Source organism: Mycolicibacterium chubuense (genome assembly GCF_001044255.1).
Lineage (GTDB): Bacteria > Actinomycetota > Actinomycetes > Mycobacteriales > Mycobacteriaceae > Mycobacterium > Mycobacterium chubuense.
Window position 1 is genome coordinate 158,948 of sequence record NZ_JYNX01000060.1, and the last position, 15,322, is coordinate 174,269.

At 71.4% G+C, this 15,322-nt stretch carries 17 protein-coding genes; 6 read left to right on the forward strand and 11 right to left on the reverse strand.

Features of this window, described 5'->3' with window-relative positions; genetic code table 11:
- The first annotated feature begins 5 nt into the window (after positions 1-5).
- Positions 6-794 (forward strand): DNA-formamidopyrimidine glycosylase family protein, encoded by a 789-nt coding sequence (locus tag MCHUDSM44219_RS21525; RefSeq protein WP_048420266.1) that lies wholly within the window; start codon positions 6-8, stop codon positions 792-794.
- A gap of 33 nt (positions 795-827) precedes the next feature.
- Positions 828-1,499, forward strand: coding sequence for an alpha/beta hydrolase (locus MCHUDSM44219_RS21530; protein ID WP_048420267.1), 672 nt, complete (start codon positions 828-830; stop codon positions 1,497-1,499).
- Here MCHUDSM44219_RS21530 and MCHUDSM44219_RS21535 read toward each other — a convergent pair.
- Genes MCHUDSM44219_RS21535 through MCHUDSM44219_RS21560 form a run of 6 tightly spaced genes read right to left on the reverse strand, consistent with a single transcriptional unit; the run spans position 1,477 to position 6,262 of the window.
- Positions 1,477-1,911 carry an acyl-CoA thioesterase gene (locus tag MCHUDSM44219_RS21535; protein WP_109777885.1) on the reverse strand — a complete coding sequence of 145 codons (435 nt, stop codon included), beginning with the start codon at positions 1,909-1,911 and terminating at the stop codon, positions 1,477-1,479. The genes MCHUDSM44219_RS21530 and MCHUDSM44219_RS21535 overlap by 23 nt on opposite strands.
- Complete coding sequence (locus MCHUDSM44219_RS21540; protein ID WP_048420268.1) at positions 1,908-3,203, reverse strand: hydroxyacid-oxoacid transhydrogenase; 1,296 nt, start codon at positions 3,201-3,203, stop codon at positions 1,908-1,910. Before MCHUDSM44219_RS21540 ends, MCHUDSM44219_RS21535 begins: the two co-directional genes overlap by 4 nt.
- The gene (locus MCHUDSM44219_RS21545) at positions 3,200-4,057 is read right to left on the reverse strand and encodes an EamA family transporter (protein WP_048420269.1); all 858 of its coding nucleotides are present in this window, start codon (positions 4,055-4,057) and stop codon (positions 3,200-3,202) included. Before MCHUDSM44219_RS21545 ends, MCHUDSM44219_RS21540 begins: the two co-directional genes overlap by 4 nt.
- A gap of 37 nt (positions 4,058-4,094) precedes the next feature.
- Complete coding sequence (locus MCHUDSM44219_RS21550) at positions 4,095-4,931, reverse strand: SDR family oxidoreductase (RefSeq protein WP_048420270.1); 837 nt, start codon at positions 4,929-4,931, stop codon at positions 4,095-4,097.
- Between the two features lie 42 nt (positions 4,932-4,973).
- A complete protein-coding gene (locus MCHUDSM44219_RS21555) occupies positions 4,974-5,408 on the reverse strand; it encodes an SRPBCC family protein (RefSeq protein ID WP_048420271.1) in 435 nt (144 codons plus the stop codon).
- A gap of 8 nt (positions 5,409-5,416) precedes the next feature.
- Positions 5,417-6,262, reverse strand: a complete 846-nt coding sequence (locus tag MCHUDSM44219_RS21560; RefSeq protein ID WP_048420272.1) for a lysophospholipid acyltransferase family protein — start codon at positions 6,260-6,262, stop codon at positions 5,417-5,419.
- 59 nt (positions 6,263-6,321) lie between these two features.
- On the opposite strand from MCHUDSM44219_RS21560, the gene MCHUDSM44219_RS21565 reads away from it, so the two are divergent.
- Positions 6,322-7,161, forward strand: a complete 840-nt coding sequence (locus MCHUDSM44219_RS21565; protein ID WP_048420273.1) for an acyl-CoA thioesterase — start codon at positions 6,322-6,324, stop codon at positions 7,159-7,161.
- On the opposite strand, the gene MCHUDSM44219_RS21570 is transcribed toward MCHUDSM44219_RS21565, so the two are convergent.
- Positions 7,158-8,819, reverse strand: coding sequence for a SulP family inorganic anion transporter (locus MCHUDSM44219_RS21570; protein WP_236695541.1), 1,662 nt, complete (start codon positions 8,817-8,819; stop codon positions 7,158-7,160). The genes MCHUDSM44219_RS21565 and MCHUDSM44219_RS21570 overlap by 4 nt on opposite strands.
- A 68-nt stretch (positions 8,820-8,887) precedes the next feature.
- On the opposite strand from MCHUDSM44219_RS21570, the gene MCHUDSM44219_RS21575 reads away from it, so the two are divergent.
- Positions 8,888-9,721, forward strand: coding sequence for a formate/nitrite transporter family protein (locus MCHUDSM44219_RS21575; RefSeq protein WP_048420275.1), 834 nt, complete (start codon positions 8,888-8,890; stop codon positions 9,719-9,721).
- Here MCHUDSM44219_RS21575 and MCHUDSM44219_RS21580 read toward each other — a convergent pair.
- Complete coding sequence (locus tag MCHUDSM44219_RS21580) at positions 9,718-11,181, reverse strand: amidase (RefSeq protein ID WP_048420276.1); 1,464 nt, start codon at positions 11,179-11,181, stop codon at positions 9,718-9,720. The genes MCHUDSM44219_RS21575 and MCHUDSM44219_RS21580 overlap by 4 nt on opposite strands.
- Before the next feature lie 154 nt (positions 11,182-11,335).
- On the opposite strand from MCHUDSM44219_RS21580, the gene MCHUDSM44219_RS21585 reads away from it, so the two are divergent.
- Entirely contained in the window at positions 11,336-11,806 is a 471-nt protein-coding gene (locus MCHUDSM44219_RS21585; protein ID WP_048420277.1) for a hypothetical protein, read from the forward strand.
- A gap of 1 nt (position 11,807) precedes the next feature.
- On the opposite strand, the gene MCHUDSM44219_RS21590 is transcribed toward MCHUDSM44219_RS21585, so the two are convergent.
- Genes MCHUDSM44219_RS21590 through MCHUDSM44219_RS31295 form a run of 3 tightly spaced genes read right to left on the reverse strand, consistent with a single transcriptional unit; the run spans position 11,808 to position 14,439 of the window.
- Entirely contained in the window at positions 11,808-12,635 is an 828-nt protein-coding gene (locus MCHUDSM44219_RS21590; RefSeq protein WP_048420278.1) for an LLM class F420-dependent oxidoreductase, read from the reverse strand.
- A gap of 27 nt (positions 12,636-12,662) precedes the next feature.
- Positions 12,663-14,123 carry a multicopper oxidase family protein gene (locus MCHUDSM44219_RS21595; protein ID WP_048420279.1) on the reverse strand — a complete coding sequence of 487 codons (1,461 nt, stop codon included), beginning with the start codon at positions 14,121-14,123 and terminating at the stop codon, positions 12,663-12,665.
- A gap of 4 nt (positions 14,124-14,127) precedes the next feature.
- Positions 14,128-14,439, reverse strand: coding sequence for a hypothetical protein (locus tag MCHUDSM44219_RS31295; RefSeq protein WP_048420280.1), 312 nt, complete (start codon positions 14,437-14,439; stop codon positions 14,128-14,130).
- Between the two features lie 141 nt (positions 14,440-14,580).
- Between MCHUDSM44219_RS31295 and MCHUDSM44219_RS21605 the strand changes: the two genes are divergently transcribed.
- The gene (locus MCHUDSM44219_RS21605) at positions 14,581-15,294 is read left to right on the forward strand and encodes a VIT1/CCC1 transporter family protein (protein ID WP_048420281.1); all 714 of its coding nucleotides are present in this window, start codon (positions 14,581-14,583) and stop codon (positions 15,292-15,294) included.
- The last annotated feature ends 28 nt before the right edge of the window (positions 15,295-15,322 follow it).

The window sequence follows — 15,322 nt, forward strand, 5'->3', positions numbered from 1 at the left end:
CCGACGTGCCCGAGGGTGACACGGTCTACGCCCTGGCCCGCCGCCTGGACGACGCGCTGCGCGGCCGCACCCTGGAGCGCGGCGAGCTGCGGGTGCCCGCGCATGCGACCGACGACCTCGCGGGGCGCACGGTGCTGTCCCACGTCACCCACGGCAAGCATTTGCTGACCCGGCTCTCCGATGACCTGACCCTGCACACGCACCTCCGGATGTCGGGATCGTGGACCGTGTCGGCCACCGGACGCTGGCTGCCCAGGTCGGTGATGCCCGACGTGCGGGTGCTGCTGCGCACCGACGGCCCGGCTGCCTACGGCGTGAAACTGCCGGTGGTGCAGCTGGTCCGGTCCTCGGACGAGGCGCAGTGTGTGGGGCACCTCGGGCCCGACCCGCTGCGCGACGACTGGGATCTCGCCGAGGCGGCGCGCCGGCTCACCGCGGACCCGGAACGTCCGCTCGTGGCCGCTCTACTCGACCAGCGGTGCGTGGCGGGCTTCGGCAACCTGTGGGCCAACGAGCTCTGCTTCCTGCGCGGGCACGACCCATGGACACCGGTGGGCCGGGTCGACGTCGTCGCACTGCTCGAACTGGGGGCGCGGGCGCTGCGGCACTCAGCCACCGTCCCGGGCGCGATGCAGGTGACCACCGGGGTGCGGCGCAAGGGCGAGCAGCACTGGGTGGCCGGCCGGGCGGGCCGGCCCTGCCTGCGATGCGGCACGACGGTGCGGGTGGTCGCCGAGGTGGCCAACGACCCGGAGCGCCGGCGCACCTGGTGGTGTCCGACATGTCAGCGATGAGTCGAACCGCGCGGCAGCGGGAACACCGGCCCGATGGACACCGTGGAGTACGCCCCGCACCGGCACGCCGACGTGTACGGCGCACCGTCGGACCCGTCGCTGCTGCTGTGGCACGGCACCCAGACCGACGCCCGCGCGACCGTGCGCCGGCTCGCCGAGGCACTCGAGCAGCGCGGGTTCGGCGTGGTTGCGCCCGACTGGGATTCGCACGCACCCGACGGGGGCCGCGCCGGTCTGCTCGCCTCGGTCGAGCACGTCCGCGGCTGGTCCACCGAGCCGGACCGGCTGACGCTCGTCGGATGGTCGTTGGGCGGCGCGGCCGCCGCGGGGCTGACACTGGCCGCGCAGCGCTTCGGCGTCGCGCTCGGCCACACCGTGTGTCTGGCCGGGGCGTTCATGGTGGCGGACCCGATCAGCGGTTCCCCGTTGACCGACCTGCTGGCCGGGGCGCGGCCGGGGGCGCCGTTCACCCTGCTGCACGGCCGCACCGACGACGTCGTGCCGCTGGCGGTCAGTCGGTCTTTCGCAACTGAGCTGGAGGAAGTCGGCTGGCCCGTGCGCGTCGTCGAACTCGACACCGATCACGGCGCGATCGCCGGGGCCCGGTACGACGCGGCCGCGGATCGCTATGCGCCGTCGGAGGATCCGACCGCGATACGGGTCGCTACCGAGGTGGCCGACCTCATTGTGGCTGCACGGCAATAGATTCCAGCGCGATGCGGATCCCGTCCGGGATCGGCACCGCCCTGCGGTGCTCGCGGTCGACGAAGACGTGCACGAAACGTCCGTGCGCCAGCGGCTCGTCGCCGTCGGCTCCGAAGATCGCCACTCCCCACGTCACCGATCGGCGCGACAGCGCGTCGACCCGCAGTCCCGCGCGCAGCGCGTCGGGGTAGGCGGCCGGAGCGCGATACGTGCACGCCGACTCGACCACCAGCGCGATGACCGGTGAGGTGTGAATGTCGAGGCCGCCCTGGGTGATCAGGAAGTGGTTGGCGACGGTGTCGAAGTAGCTGTAGTAGGTGACGTTGTTGACGTGTCCGTAGACGTCGTTGTCCATCCAGCGGGTGGTGATGGGCAGGAAGTACCGGTACTCGCCGGCGTTCTCGGTGGTCACGACCAGTACCGGAGGGCTTGCCGAAAGGTGTTGGCCAGCAACGCCTCATCGATGTCGATCGGGGCGTTGCCGAGCAGCCGTTGCTGCGGCCAGGCGCCGGCCGCCAGCGCGGTGGCGTCGGACTCGGTGTAGCCGACCCCGGCGAGTCCGTCGGGCATGCCGACCGCGCGCATGATCCGCACCAGGTGGTCGGCCAGCACCGCGCCTGCGTCGGCGTCGGCGGCGCCCGCCACGTCGGCGCCGAGGTGCGCGGCGGCAGCCAGGTGCCGGGCCGGATCCGCGGGGGCGGTGAGCCGGAATGCGGCCGGGGCGTTGAGGATGACCGACATGCCGTGCGGGACGATGGGCGCGTCACCGGGGTAGCCCGACGGGTGGAAGTCCCGCACCTGACCGGCCACGGCGTAGGCCATCGCGTGCGGAATGTGTACGCCCGCATTGCCGAACGCGATGCCCGCCAGCGTCGCCGCCCACATGGTCTGTTCCCGCGCCTCCCGGTCGGCGGCGTCGGTGACGGCGCGTTCGAGGTAGCGGCCCAGCAGCCCGAGCGCCTCGCGGCTGCCCACATCGCTCCAGGGGTTGGCGCCCTGGCTCATCGGCCGCTGACTGGCCTGCGCGGGCGCGGCACGCCGGGTGAACGGCCGGGCCGTGTAGGACTCCAGCGCGTGGGAGAGCACGTCGAGGCCGCTGCACGCGACGACCTCGCCGGGCAGCGTGTCGGTGCTGTCGGGGTCGACCAGCGCCTCGCTGGGCCGCAGCGCCGGGCTCGCGATGCCGGTCTTGGCGTGCAGGGAGAGCAGGTCGAAGATCGCGATACCGGTGACCTCGCTGCCGGTGCCCGAGGTCGTCGGGCACGCGATGTGCGGCGCCAGCGGCCCCGGCACCGGCCGCCCGGCGCCGATGGGCGCATTGACGTAGTCGGCGAAGTCCGCCGGATGGGTGGCGTAGAGGTTGGCGGCCTTGGCGGTGTCGATCACCGATCCCCCGCCCACCGAGACGTAGCCGTCGGGTTTCGTCTCCGTCGCGAAAGCCGTTGCTGCGCGGAAGGATTCATCTGTCGGTTCGACGCTCGACTCGGTGTAGGTGACGACGTCGAGGCCGGCGTCGCGCAGCGACTGCATTGCGGTGTCGAAGAACTCGAGCCGGGCGACCGAGGCGTCGGAGAACAACGCCACCCGGCGCATGCCCAGCGCCGTGGCACGGTCGCCGACTTCGCGCACGCAGCCCCGGCCGAAGGTGATGCGCGACGCGTCGACGGTGAACGCGGTGTCGAATTCGGAGTGGCAGCAGCTCATGGCTCGATTGTGCCGTCGAGGCCGCCGCCGCGGCGCACCGCCCGGGCGCTGACCACGAGCGCGGCCATCACCAGCGCGATGCCGGCGATCTCGGCCCGGTCGGGCCGTTGGGCAAGGGCCACCGCGCCGACCACGGCGGCGGTGGCGGGCAGCAGCGCGAGCAACAGCGCGAAGCGGGCGCGCCCGACGCGTGCCAGTACCGGTTGGTCGAGCGCGTACGGAATGGCACTGGAGAGCACTCCCACTCCGGCGCCCAGGAGCCAGGTGCGCGCCTCGATGAGCACCGACGCGTCGATCACGCCCTGCACACCGAGCAGCACCGGCGCCGACAGCACCGCGGCGACGCCCATCCCGACGGCCAGCGAGTCGACGCCCGCGCCGGCGTCGGCCACCCGCTTGCCGAGCAGGATGTAGCCCGCCCACAGCGCGGCGGCGAGCAGAGCGAACGCCACGCCGGCACCGTGGACCCCGGTCTGCGGGCCGGCCAGCAGGTACACCCCGGCGGCGACCAGCATGGCGGCGCCGTAGTCCAGCGGCCGGCGGGAGCCGAGCACCGCGACGGCCACCGGGCCGGTGAACTCGATGGCCACGGCGGTGCCGAGCGGGATCCGCGCGATCGACTCGTAGAACGCCACGTTCATCGCGAGCGTGACGATCCCGAACATCGCCGCCGCGCCCAGCTCGGGCCGGGTCCAGCGGCGCCGCCACGGCCGTCGCCAGGCGAGCAGCACCACCGCGGCGCCCGCCGCGCGCAGCCACGCCACCGTGGACGGGGCCGTCGTCTCGAACAGCGTCACCCCGACCGCGGCGCCGGCGTATTGGGAGACGGCGCCGACGACGAAGAACAGCGGCACCGACCAGCCCGGGATCCGGGCCGCGGGCCGCGGTCGGCTAGCCGGCGGTGGCCCTGCGGGCACGTTCGGTCATCGAGGCGATCACGCCGCCGTCGTTGAGGATGTCGGTGCCGGTCAGGTAGCCGGCCCGCCCGCTCGCACAGAACGCCAGCAGCTCGGCCATCTCCTCGGCGGTGCCCCACCGCGGCACCGCGGCGTCGGCCACCATCGCACCGGCGCCGGCCTTCTCCTCGAGCCGGCCCATCTCGGTGTCGGTCGAGCCCGGCGAGACGGACAGGATGCGCAGCCCGCGGCCGGTGAACCGCTCCGCCTGCGCCGTCGAATACCACCGCACGAAGCTCTTGCTCAGCGCGTAGGCCAGGCCCGGGCGGGCCTGATCGGGCGCGACGTCGCAGGCCGTGCGCATCTGCTCGAGGAAGGTGGGCGCGTCCTCGAGCGCCCGGGGGAACGTGGCGATCGGCACCACCGACTCGGGCAGCATGTGCGCCGCCATGGACGCCACGTTGACCAGCGCGGCGCCCTCGGGGGCGACGCGGTAGAACTCCTCTCCGACGGTGAGCGTGCCGATCGCGTTCGTCGTGAGGATGTGGTCGGCGTCGCCCATGCTCGGGCTGACGCCCGCGGTGTGGATCACCGAGGTCAGCGTGCCGAGCTCGGTGGCGGTGCGCAGCAGTGCGGCGACGGCGCCCGCGTCGGTGACGTCACCGGCGACGGCGGTCGCCGCGATGCCCTGCCCGTCGAGCACCGCGTGCGCGGCGGCGAGCCGGTCCTCCCGAACGTCGAACAGCACGACGCCGTGGTCTCGGCCGACGATCGCCGCCGTCGCCTGCCCCATGCCGCCCGCTCCCCCGGTGATCACCGACACACGCGTCATAGTTAGACCGTATAGGCAACACGGCTGCCTCGGAAGACGGTGTCAGGATTCGGTGAGGGCCTGCAGGCGCACCAGGGTCTGGTCCATGATGCTGCCCACCTGCCGCGCCGCCACCCAGTCCGCGACCAGCCCCAGCACCCCGCCCGGCGCCTCATATGCCAGCCGGAACGTCACCTTCGTCTTGCCGTCACCGTATTCGCGCAGCCGGAAGCGCCCCCGCAGCGTCACCCCGGTGATGCCGATCCACGCCAGGTCGCGGGCGTCGTCGAACTCCACCACCTCGATCACGCCGCCGATGGGCACCGAGCCGACCCGCCAGTGCACCGTGAAGCGGGATCCGACGCCGACCGGACCGTCGGTGACGGTCTCCCAGCGCTCGAGATGCGCCATGAACTCGGGGTAGCAGGTCGGGTCACTGACGTGCTTCCACACGATGTGAGGGTCGACGTTGACGACCCTGCTTCGCGACAGCCGCATCGTCTCTCCTAACCGATCACCGGGAAGCGGCGTTCGGCGCCGAGCCGGTCGACCGCGCCCTGAAGGCTGGCCAGCACTTTGTCGTTGATGACGTCGTCGTCGGCGGCGGCGATGTCCTCCGCGTCGATCGGGTCCTGCACCTCGATGACGATCTTCGTCGGCAGCGGCAGCCGCGGCACCATGTCGCTGACCGCCAGTCCCCAGGGCGGTGCCAGCAGGATCGGGACGCTTTTGAGCCGGGCGATCCTGTCCACGCCCAGCAGCCGCGCCAGCCACTGCCCGCGGTCCAGGAACAGTGCGGCCTCCTGCCCGCCGACGCTGGCGACCGGGACGATCGGCACCCCGGCCTCGCGGGCCAGCGTCACATAACCCTGACGTCCGTCGAAGTCGACCTCGTGGCGCTTCCAGGACGGGCGGAACACCTCGTAGTCGCCGCCGGGGTAGACCAGAAGCGCCGCACCGGATTTCAGGGCCAGCGCGGCGTTGTCGTGGTTGGCCGCGACGGTGCCGAACTTGCGCAGCGACCCGAGGCCCGGCATGGACACCACCAGGTTGTGCGCCAGCTGGTAGAACGGCCGCTCCACACCGAAGTAGGAGCAGAACGCCAACGTGAACACGAAGGTGTCGGGCGGCAGGTTGCCGCCGCTGTGGTTGCCCACCAACAGCACCGGCCCGTCCTTGGGAATCCGGTCGAGCCCGCGGACGTCCGCGCGGAAGTACAGCGACGCCAGCAACCACAACCCGGGCAGTTGCTCGCGGATGTAGTCGGCGTCGCGCTGGTCGAGATCGGCCTTGGGCACGCGAGCCGACAGCTCGTGTTTGGCCCATTCGAGGGCGTCGCTGAAACCCGGCATGGAGGTGATATTGACCACCGTCAGTCAGAGCAAACACGGCTGCGGCACAATCTCCTGCCGTGCCCTCCTCGCTCGGCGATGTGCTCGCCTCGATGGCCCTGAATCGCCTCGACGCACGGTCCTTTCTCGGTGAGCAACTGCCGGCGCCGGCGCACCACATCCTCGGCGGACACATCTCGGCCCAGGCGCTGTTGGCGGCCGGCCTGACCGCGCCGGGGCGGGCGCCGCACAGCGTGCACACCTACTTCCTGCGGCCGGGCGACGCGCGCCGCCCGGTGCGGTTCGACGTCGTGGATCTGCAGGAGGGCCGCACGTTCTCGGCCCGCCGGGTGACCGCGCGCCAGGACGAGCAGATCCTGCTGGAGGCGATGTCGTCGTTCGCGCTGGTCGCGCCGGCACCCGGCGCGGGCGGGTATCAGCCGTCCGCTCCCGAGGTGCCGGAGCCGGAGTCGCTGCCCGTCGTCGCGCCGCACATGGCCGAATCCGACGACGTGACGCCGGGACAGTGGTCGAGTCTGCGGTGGTTCGAACGACGCATCGTCGACGCCGACCGGTCGCCGCCGGCGCGGTCGCGCATCTGGTGGCGGCCCGACGGCCCGGTGCCCGACGAGGTGGCCGGTGACACGACGATGACGGCCGCGCTGGTCGCGTACCTGTCGGCGGTGACGCTGACCGAGCCGGCGTACGCGGCGCGCGGGAAGGTCGGGGCGTCGGCGCAGCGCGATCATTCGGTGTGGTTCCACGGACCGGCGGATCTGTCGGACTGGCTGCTCTACGACCAGTCCTCGCCGAGCAGCACCGACACGCTGGCGCTGGCCGGCGGGACCATGTTCAACCGCGACGGCCGGCTGGTGTGCACGGTGCGCCAGGAGATGTACTTCCCGCCCCCGCGCGCCTAGCCGCCCGGGTGGGCGCGGCGGAAGGCCTCCACCGCGGTGGGCAGCGTCGGGAAGATCCGGTCCTCGCCGATCGCGTCGATCAAGCCGGCGGCGACCAGGTCGTCGTGCAGCTCTCGCTTCACCCGTGCCATCGCGAATTCGATTCCGCGACTCTGCAATTCGGTCCGCAACTGACCGAGGGCGTCGAGTGCGGTCAGGTCGACCTCGACGTTGGCCTCCGCGTTGAGCAGGAACCACCGCACCGGGTCGGCGCTGTCGTCGACCGCGGCGAGCGCGCGCTGCCGGAAGTTCTCGGCGTTGGCGAAGAACAGCGGCGCGTCGTAGCGGTAGACCAGCAGCCCGGCCAAGGGGCTTGCCGTCGGATAGTCGTCGATGTCGTGCATTCCGGCCAGCCCCGGCACGAATCCCAGGATCGCGTCGTGGGGCCGGGCGACGCGGCGCAACAGTTCGAGCACCGAGACGGCGATCGCGGCCAGCACGCCGTACAGCGCGCCGAACGCCAGCACGGCCACCGTCGTCGTCACCGCGAGCAGCCACTCGCTGAGCCGGAACCGCCGCAGCCTGCGGAACTGGGCGATGTCGATCAGTCGCAGCGCGGCGTAGACCACCAGGGCGCCGAGCACGGCGGTCGGGAACAGCGCGAGCACTCCCCGCCCCGCGATCATCACCAGCAGCACGACGGCGAGCGCCACCAGCGAGTACACCTGGGTGCGGCTGCCCACCGATTCGCCCAGCGCGGTCCGGCTCGCACTCGAGCTGACGGGAAAGCCGTGGCTCAGCCCGGCGCCGACGTTGCAGGCCCCCAGCGCGCGCAGTTCGGCGTTGGCGTCGATGCGCTCGGACCGGCGCGCTGAGAACGATCGCGCGGTGAGCACGTTGTCGGAGAAAGCCACCAGGGCGATGCCGACGGCGGGAATCACGAGCCCGACGACGTCTGCAGGCCCGACCCCGGGGAAGCCCAGGGGTGGCAGACCGCTGGGGATCGGGCCGACCAGCCGGATGCCGTCGTCCTGCAGCGCGAACACGGCGACCACGACGGTGGTGACCAGGATGGTGATCAGCGGCCCGGGCCAGCGCGGGATGAACCGGGCCAGCCCCAGCAGCAGCGCCAGCGCGCCGACCGACAGGGCGACGGTCGGCCACTGCACTCCGTCCAGCCCGGACACGAACGACCGCAGCTGGCCGGTGAACTCCTGGCCGTCGACCGGGGTGCCGGTCAGCTTGCCGAGCTGGCCCGCGATCATCAGGACGGCGACGCCGGTCAGGTAGCCGACCAGCACGGGCTGGCTGAGCAGCTCGGCGAGGAACCCGAGCCGGACGACGCCGGCCAGCAGGCACACCGCGCCGACGAGCACCGCGAGCACCGCCGCCAGGGCGGCGTAGCGCACCGGGTCGCCGTGGGCCAGCGGGGCCAGCGCCGTGGCGGTGATCAGCGCGGTCGTGGATTCGGGGCCGACCGAGAGTTGCCGCGACGAGCCCAGCACCGCGTACACGGCCATCGGCACGAGCGCCGCCCACAGCCCGGTCACCGGCGGGAGACCGGCCACCGTGGCGTACGCCATCACCTGAGGGATGAGGTAGGCCGCGACCGTCAGACCGGCGAGGACATCGCCGCGGAGCCAGGACCGCTCGTAGTCGCGGTACTGCGCGATCGTCATTCTCGACATGGAAGCACGGTCACAGGCCGGGCCGGCGCAAGACGGCGCCGAACGGGTACACGGGCGCGATGAGCAGCACAGACCAGCGTGACCTCGGCGATTCCGACAGCCCGATCGAGGACGCCCTCGAAAAGGCCTTCAACCGCATGGTGGACGAGGGCACCCAGCGGCTGCACCGCACCTGGCGCGAGGTACTGGTGACCGGGTTCTTCGGCGGCACCGAGGTGGCGATGGGGGTGCTGGCCTACCTGTCGGTGCTGGTGGCGACGGGTGACCCGCTGCTGGCGGGGCTGGCCTTCTCGATCGGCTTCCTGGCGCTGCTGCTGGGCCGCAGCGAGTTGTTCACCGAAGGGTTCCTGGTGCCGGTCACCACGGTCGCCGCCAAACGCGCCAGCGTTGCGCAGCTGGTCAAGCTGTGGAGCGGCACGCTGGCGGCCAACCTCGTCGGCGGCTGGTTGATCATGTGGCTGGTGATGACGGCGTTCCCGAAGCTGCACGCCCAGACCATCACCTCCGCGCAGCACTACGTCGACGCGCCGCTGTCCGCGGAGTCCATCACGCTCGCGTTGCTGGGCGGCATGGCGATCACGCTGATGACGCGCATGCAGCACGGCACCGATTCGATGCCGGCCAAGATCGCCGCGGCCGTGGCCGGGGCATTCCTGCTGGCCGGTCTGCAGATGTTCCACTCGATCCTGGACTCGCTGCTGATCTTCGGTGCACTGATCGTCGGCAACACCTCGTTCGGATATCTCGACTGGCTGTCGTGGTTCGGCTACACGGTGGTCTGCAACATCGTCGGCGGTCTCGCACTGGTCACGCTGCTGCGCCTGATCCGCAGCAAGGATCGGCTCAAAGAGGAACGGCGCGAAGCGGATTCACCGACGGGGGAGTCCCGTTAGATAGGCGCGACCCGGTCGAACCACGGCGCCGCCCGCTCCAGCTGGGCACCGAGCTGGATCAGTCGCGACTCCCCGGCCAGCGGCGCGACGAACTGGACCCCGAGCGGCAGACCGTCGGCCGTCCAGTGCAGCGGCAGCGAGATCGCCGGGCGCCCGGTCAGATTCGCCAGCTGGGTGTAGGGCACCCAGCCGAGGTTGTCGTCGACCATGTCGTCGACGATCTTGGTGTAGCGCAGCAGCCCCGCGGTCCGGGTCTTGAGCAGGACGTCGGCCGAGCGGGCCAGCGCGGCGGGCAGGTCGAACGCGCCGATCCTGGGCGGCGGGGTGGCCAGTGTCGGGGTGAGCAGCAGGTCGTGGGAGGAGAAGAACGCGGTGAGCCGGCGGGTGTGTTCGTGGCGGCGCGCCACGGCGTCGACGTAGTCCACGCCGCTGGTGGCGCGGCCCAACGCGGCCATGATCAGCGTGTCCCGTTCGAAGGACGCGTCGCCCGCCCCGGTCAGCCGCTTGGCCTCCTCGACCTCGAAGGCGATCGAGACGAACCAGGTCAGCAGGAAGTCTCGGGCCAGCGCGGCGTCGTCGAAGGGAGCCTGCGGGAGTTCGTCGACGTGGTGGCCGAGGTCGGTCAGCACCCGCACGGTGTTCTCGACGGCGGCGTAGGCCTCCGCGTGGGGATGGGGGGTGATCGCCGACGGCACCCGCACCCCGATCCGCAGCGGGCCGGGGTCGGCATCCAGGCAGGACACGAACGACGCGTCCGGCATGCCGGGCACGTACGGTCCGCCGGGCTCACCGCCGCGCAGCACGTCGAGCATGGCCGCGGTGTCGCGCACGGTGCGGGAGACGACGCCCTGCACGGCGGCGCCGTGCATCGGCTCCGCGGCGCCGGGCCCCGAGGGCACCAGTCCACGACCGGGTTTGAGGCCGACGAGCCCGCAGCAGCCCGCCGGGATTCGGATCGACCCGCCGCCGTCGCTGGCTCCCGCACAGGGGACGATGCCCGCGGCGACGGCGGCGGCCGCTCCGCCCGACGAGCCGCCCGGGCTGTGGGCGAGGTTCCAGGGGTTGCGGGCCGGCCCGTGCGCGACCGGCTCGGTGACCCCCTTGGCGCCGAACTCGGGGGTGTTGGTCTTGCCGAAGATCACCAAGCCGGCGTCGAGCCAGCGTTGCACGACGGTGGAGTGCTCCGGCGCAGGTCGCGACGCCAGCGCACGTGAACCTGCACCGGTGGGTGTCCCGGCGTAATCCTGGCCGAGATCCTTGATCAGGAACGGCACGCCGGCGAAGGGGCCCTCGCCGTGCGCGGGCGCCGGGATGTCGCGCACGATGGCGTTGATCCGCGGGTTCACCGCCGCGGCGCGGTCACGGGCCAGCGTCAGCAACTCGGCCGCCGACACCTTGTCGGTGGCGACCAGTTCGGCCAGGCCGGTGGCGTCATAGGTCCGGTATTCCTCGAAGTCCATGGCCTGACCGTAGGTGGCCCCGCCCGCCCGGGGAAGGGTTTCGAATCGTTATCAAGGTTTGTCTCATTTGTCACATGGGTAACTTCAGTAACGACGCGGACGACGCGGTCCGACGCGCCACCCACCCGAAGAAAGTGACGAATGGATCATCCTCATGAACACAATCCTGTACTTCAGCGCCCAGGGCCCCGTTTATGAGACGCGTGCCTACACCAAGGCCGACGTCGACCGACTCATCCACGACCGCGGGCTGCAGTCTCTAGGCAGCGCCGACCGGCAGTTCGATTTCTGGTTCAGCTCCACCACGCCGGGGTGCCAGCGCCGCGTCAACCGCCGCGCCACTGAACTACTGCTCGCCACAACGAACTTCACTGCGAAGACCGTCCCGCTGCTGCGCGGAGCGGTGGTCGTCGCCACCCACGACGCCGACGGTGACCTCGACGGGCTGAGCTGGCAGCAGCTCGATCAGCTGGCGGCCCGCAACCGCTCCCTGAGCGCCCGCGACGAGCGGATCCTGAGCCGGCGGATCACCCGGGATCTGCAGCGGGCGCGCCGCGCCCCGCAGGCACCTGCGCCGGCTGCCGTGCCCGTCGCCGCCCGGCCACGCACCACCGCGACCCGCTAGCTCAGCCGAACTGCGCGACCCGCTCGGCGAGCTGGTCGAGGATGCGCAGCGACTGATCGAGCGGCTTGGTCGGCAGCAGCAGGCCCAATTCCCCGAAGCCGAGTTCTGCTGCGGCACTCCAGTACTGCGGATCGTTCGGCGCGGCGAACATCGTCAGCGGGACGTCGTGCCCGGCGCCCTCGGTGATCTGGTCGATCCGCATCCGGAGCCGTTCGACCGGCAGCGGGTTGGAGATCCAGCCCGCCTTGTGCCGGATCACCCTCTTGACCGTGGCGTCGGAGTCACCGCCGATCAGCACCGGCGGGTGCGGTGTGCGCACGGGCTTGGGTCGGCAGTAGGACGGGTCGAAATCGACGAACCGGCCGTGGTACTCGGCGGGTTCGGTGGTCCACAGCGCCTTGATGGCCTCGATCCGTTCGTCGAGCAGCGCGCCGCGCGTCTTCGGATCGGTGCCGTGATCGCGCAGTTCCTCGATGTTCCAGCCGGCCCCCACTCCGAGCACGAATCGCCCGCCGGAGATCAGGTCGATGCTGGCGGCCTCCTTGGCGGTGATGATGGGGTCGCGCTGGATCAGAAGCGCGATGCCGGTGATCAATTCGATGGTGGACGTCACTGCGGCGGCGGCCGCCAGCGTGACGAACGGGTCCAGTGTGCGGTAGTAGATCGACGGCAGATCACCGCCCAGCGGATACGGCGACTGCCGGCTGGCCGGAATGTGGGTGTGCTCGGCGACGGCCAGCGACGTGAAGCCGCGCTCTTCGATCGCCCGTGCCAGGGACACGGTGTCGATGGTGTCGTCGTTGACGAAGGTGGAGATGCCGAACTTCATCTGACCGAGGTTATGCCTGCGCGCATCTCAGACGTACTCCAGGGTGGTCATCATTCCGGCGTCCATGTGATAGCCGTTGTGGCAGTGCAGCATCCACACCCCCGGGTTGTCGGCGTCGAAGGCGACGGCCACCGACGTCATCGGCGCGACGATCACGGTGTCCTTGCGCGGGCCGGGCGCTCCGTCGGAGCGCAGCACCTCGAAGGTGTGACCGTGCAGGTGCATCGGGTGCCACATCATCGACCGGTTGACGAAGTGCAGCACGGCCCGCTGGCTCTCGGCGACGGTCAGCGGGACGGCGTCGGTGAAGGGCCGTCCGTTGATCCGCCAGTCGTAGCCCATCATGCCGCCGGACAGCACCGCCTGCAGTTGCGCGTCGGGCGGCGCGGGGGCGAGCCGGACGGGCGCGGCGGCACTCAGGGCGGCCGCGGTGGCCACCCGGCCCGCCAACTCGGCCGGCCGGAAGTCCGGGCCGGGATCGCTTCCCACCCGGGTGCGCAACAGTGCACGCGCCGCACCGTTCTTACCTTCGGCGACCGCCACCAGAGGGAAGACGCCGTCGGCCGCGGTGACGAGCACGTCGTAGCGTTCCCCCATCCCCAGCAGCACCGCATCCACGTCGACGGGTTCGACCGGATATCCGTCGGTGTGCGTGACCGTCATCGGGTGACCGGCCAGCGCGACGCGGAACGCGGTGTCGGCCGCGGCATTGATGAACCGGATGCGCAGCCGCTGCCCGGCGCGCGCTGTGAAACCGGTTGCCGCCGAGGGGATGCGACCGTTGACGAGGTAGTAGGGATAGCTGACATCGCCACCGTCGCCGGCGAGCAGGGGGCTTGCCGCGCCGCCCATGCCGTGCATCGACATCCCGCGCGACCGCAGTCCGTCGAGAATCTGGTGCGGGTCGGGGCCCACGCCCGCGGTCCAGTCGTCGAGCACGACGATCCACTCCGCGTCGTAGTCGCCGGGTTCGGCGGGATCGTCGACGATCACCGGCAGGTACAGCCCGTAGTCGGTGTCCAGCCCGGCGTGCGGGTGGGCCCAGTAGGTGCCGGGTACCGGTGAGGTGAACCGGTAGGTGAAGTCCGCGCCCGGGGCGATCTCGGGGGTGGCCGGCGCGGCGCCGTCCATGTCGTTGCGCAGCGCGATGCCGTGCCAGTGCACGGAGGTCGGGTGGTCGAGGCCGTTGGTGACGGTGACCGCCAGCTCGTCCCCGACGTTCCCCCGCACCACGGGGCCCGCCACCCGGCCGTCGTAGGCGAGGCTGCGGACCACCGGACCACCGAGGTCCAGGTCGCTCGATCCGGCGCGCAGGTGCGCGGTGACGGTCCGTCCGGTGTGGGGACGGGCTGCCTCGGTGCGGGCGATCGCCTCGGTCAGGCCTGCTGCGGGTTGCCGAGGGGCGGGCGGTGCGGTGGGCCGCGCACACGCGCTCAGCGCGGCACCCGCCGCCGCGGCGGCCAGAAAGCTCCGCCTGCTCAGCGCCATCGGGTCATACCGCCGCGGCCGTTCCCTTTTCGGACTCTTCGTGAACGTCCGTCTCAGCGCCCGCGTCACGTGCCTGGCGATCGTGGGGCGGAAGCTGCGCCGTTTCGGGTGGACGGCGCCAGCCGAGGTAGCCCAGGGTGACACTCAGCGCCGAATAGACCGCGGCCTCGGTCCACATGTAACCGACGCCCCATCTCCGTCCGAGGAACACCGGTTCGTCGACGACTCCGCTCGAGGTCGCCACGGCATAGGCCGCGTGGGCATAGGCCAGCGCGGCGAACGACCCGGCGAAGAACTTGCATGCCTCACGATTCATGATGGCTCCTTTTCCCGTTGCCGCTCCAGTGTCGGGCCGGGTGGCCGCCGTGGACAGGGCCGTAAGACCCCCGATGGCGCCCTTGCTATGGCAAGGCTTGGTTTGCTGGCAGAGTGCTGCGAACCTGGTTACGGTGACGCGGTGGCCATCCCATCGCATCCCGCCGAACCGCATGTCGGTTCCGTTGCCGCCAAGCTGAATTGGTTACGGGCCGGAGTCCTGGGGGCAAACGACGGCATCGTGTCCACTGCCGGCATCGTCGTCGGTGTCGCCGCGGCCGTGTCCGAGCCCGGCCCGATCCTCACCGCCGGTATCGCCGGTCTTGCCGCCGGGGCGGTGTCGATGGCACTGGGGGAGTACGTGTCGGTCAGCACGCAGCGCGACACCGAGAAGGCGCTGCTCAGTAAGGAGCGCCGGGAGCTGCGCGACGACCCGGCCGCCGAGCTCGACGAACTCGCCGCGCTCTACGAGCAGAAAGGCCTGACGCCGGCCACCGCGCGCACGGTCGCCGAGGAGCTCACCGACCACGACGCGTTCGCCGCGCACGCCGAGATCGAATTGGGTATCACGCCAGGCGAACTGACCAACCCGTGGCAGGCGGCGCTGTCCTCGGCGCTGTCGTTCACCGTCGGCGCTGTGCTGCCGATCGTGGCCATCATCTTGCCGCCCACCGCGTGGCGCATCCCGGTCACCGTCGTCGCCGTGCTGGCGGCGCTGGTCCTCACCGGAGCGGTCTCCGCCCAACTCGGCGGGGCGCCCAAGCAACGCGCGGTGATGCGCAACGTGATCGGTGGCGGGCTCGCGTTGCTGATCACCTACGGCATCGGTCACCTCGTGGGCGCGGCCATCGCCTAGCTCACGGTGTAAGGAATCCCGTCAGGGG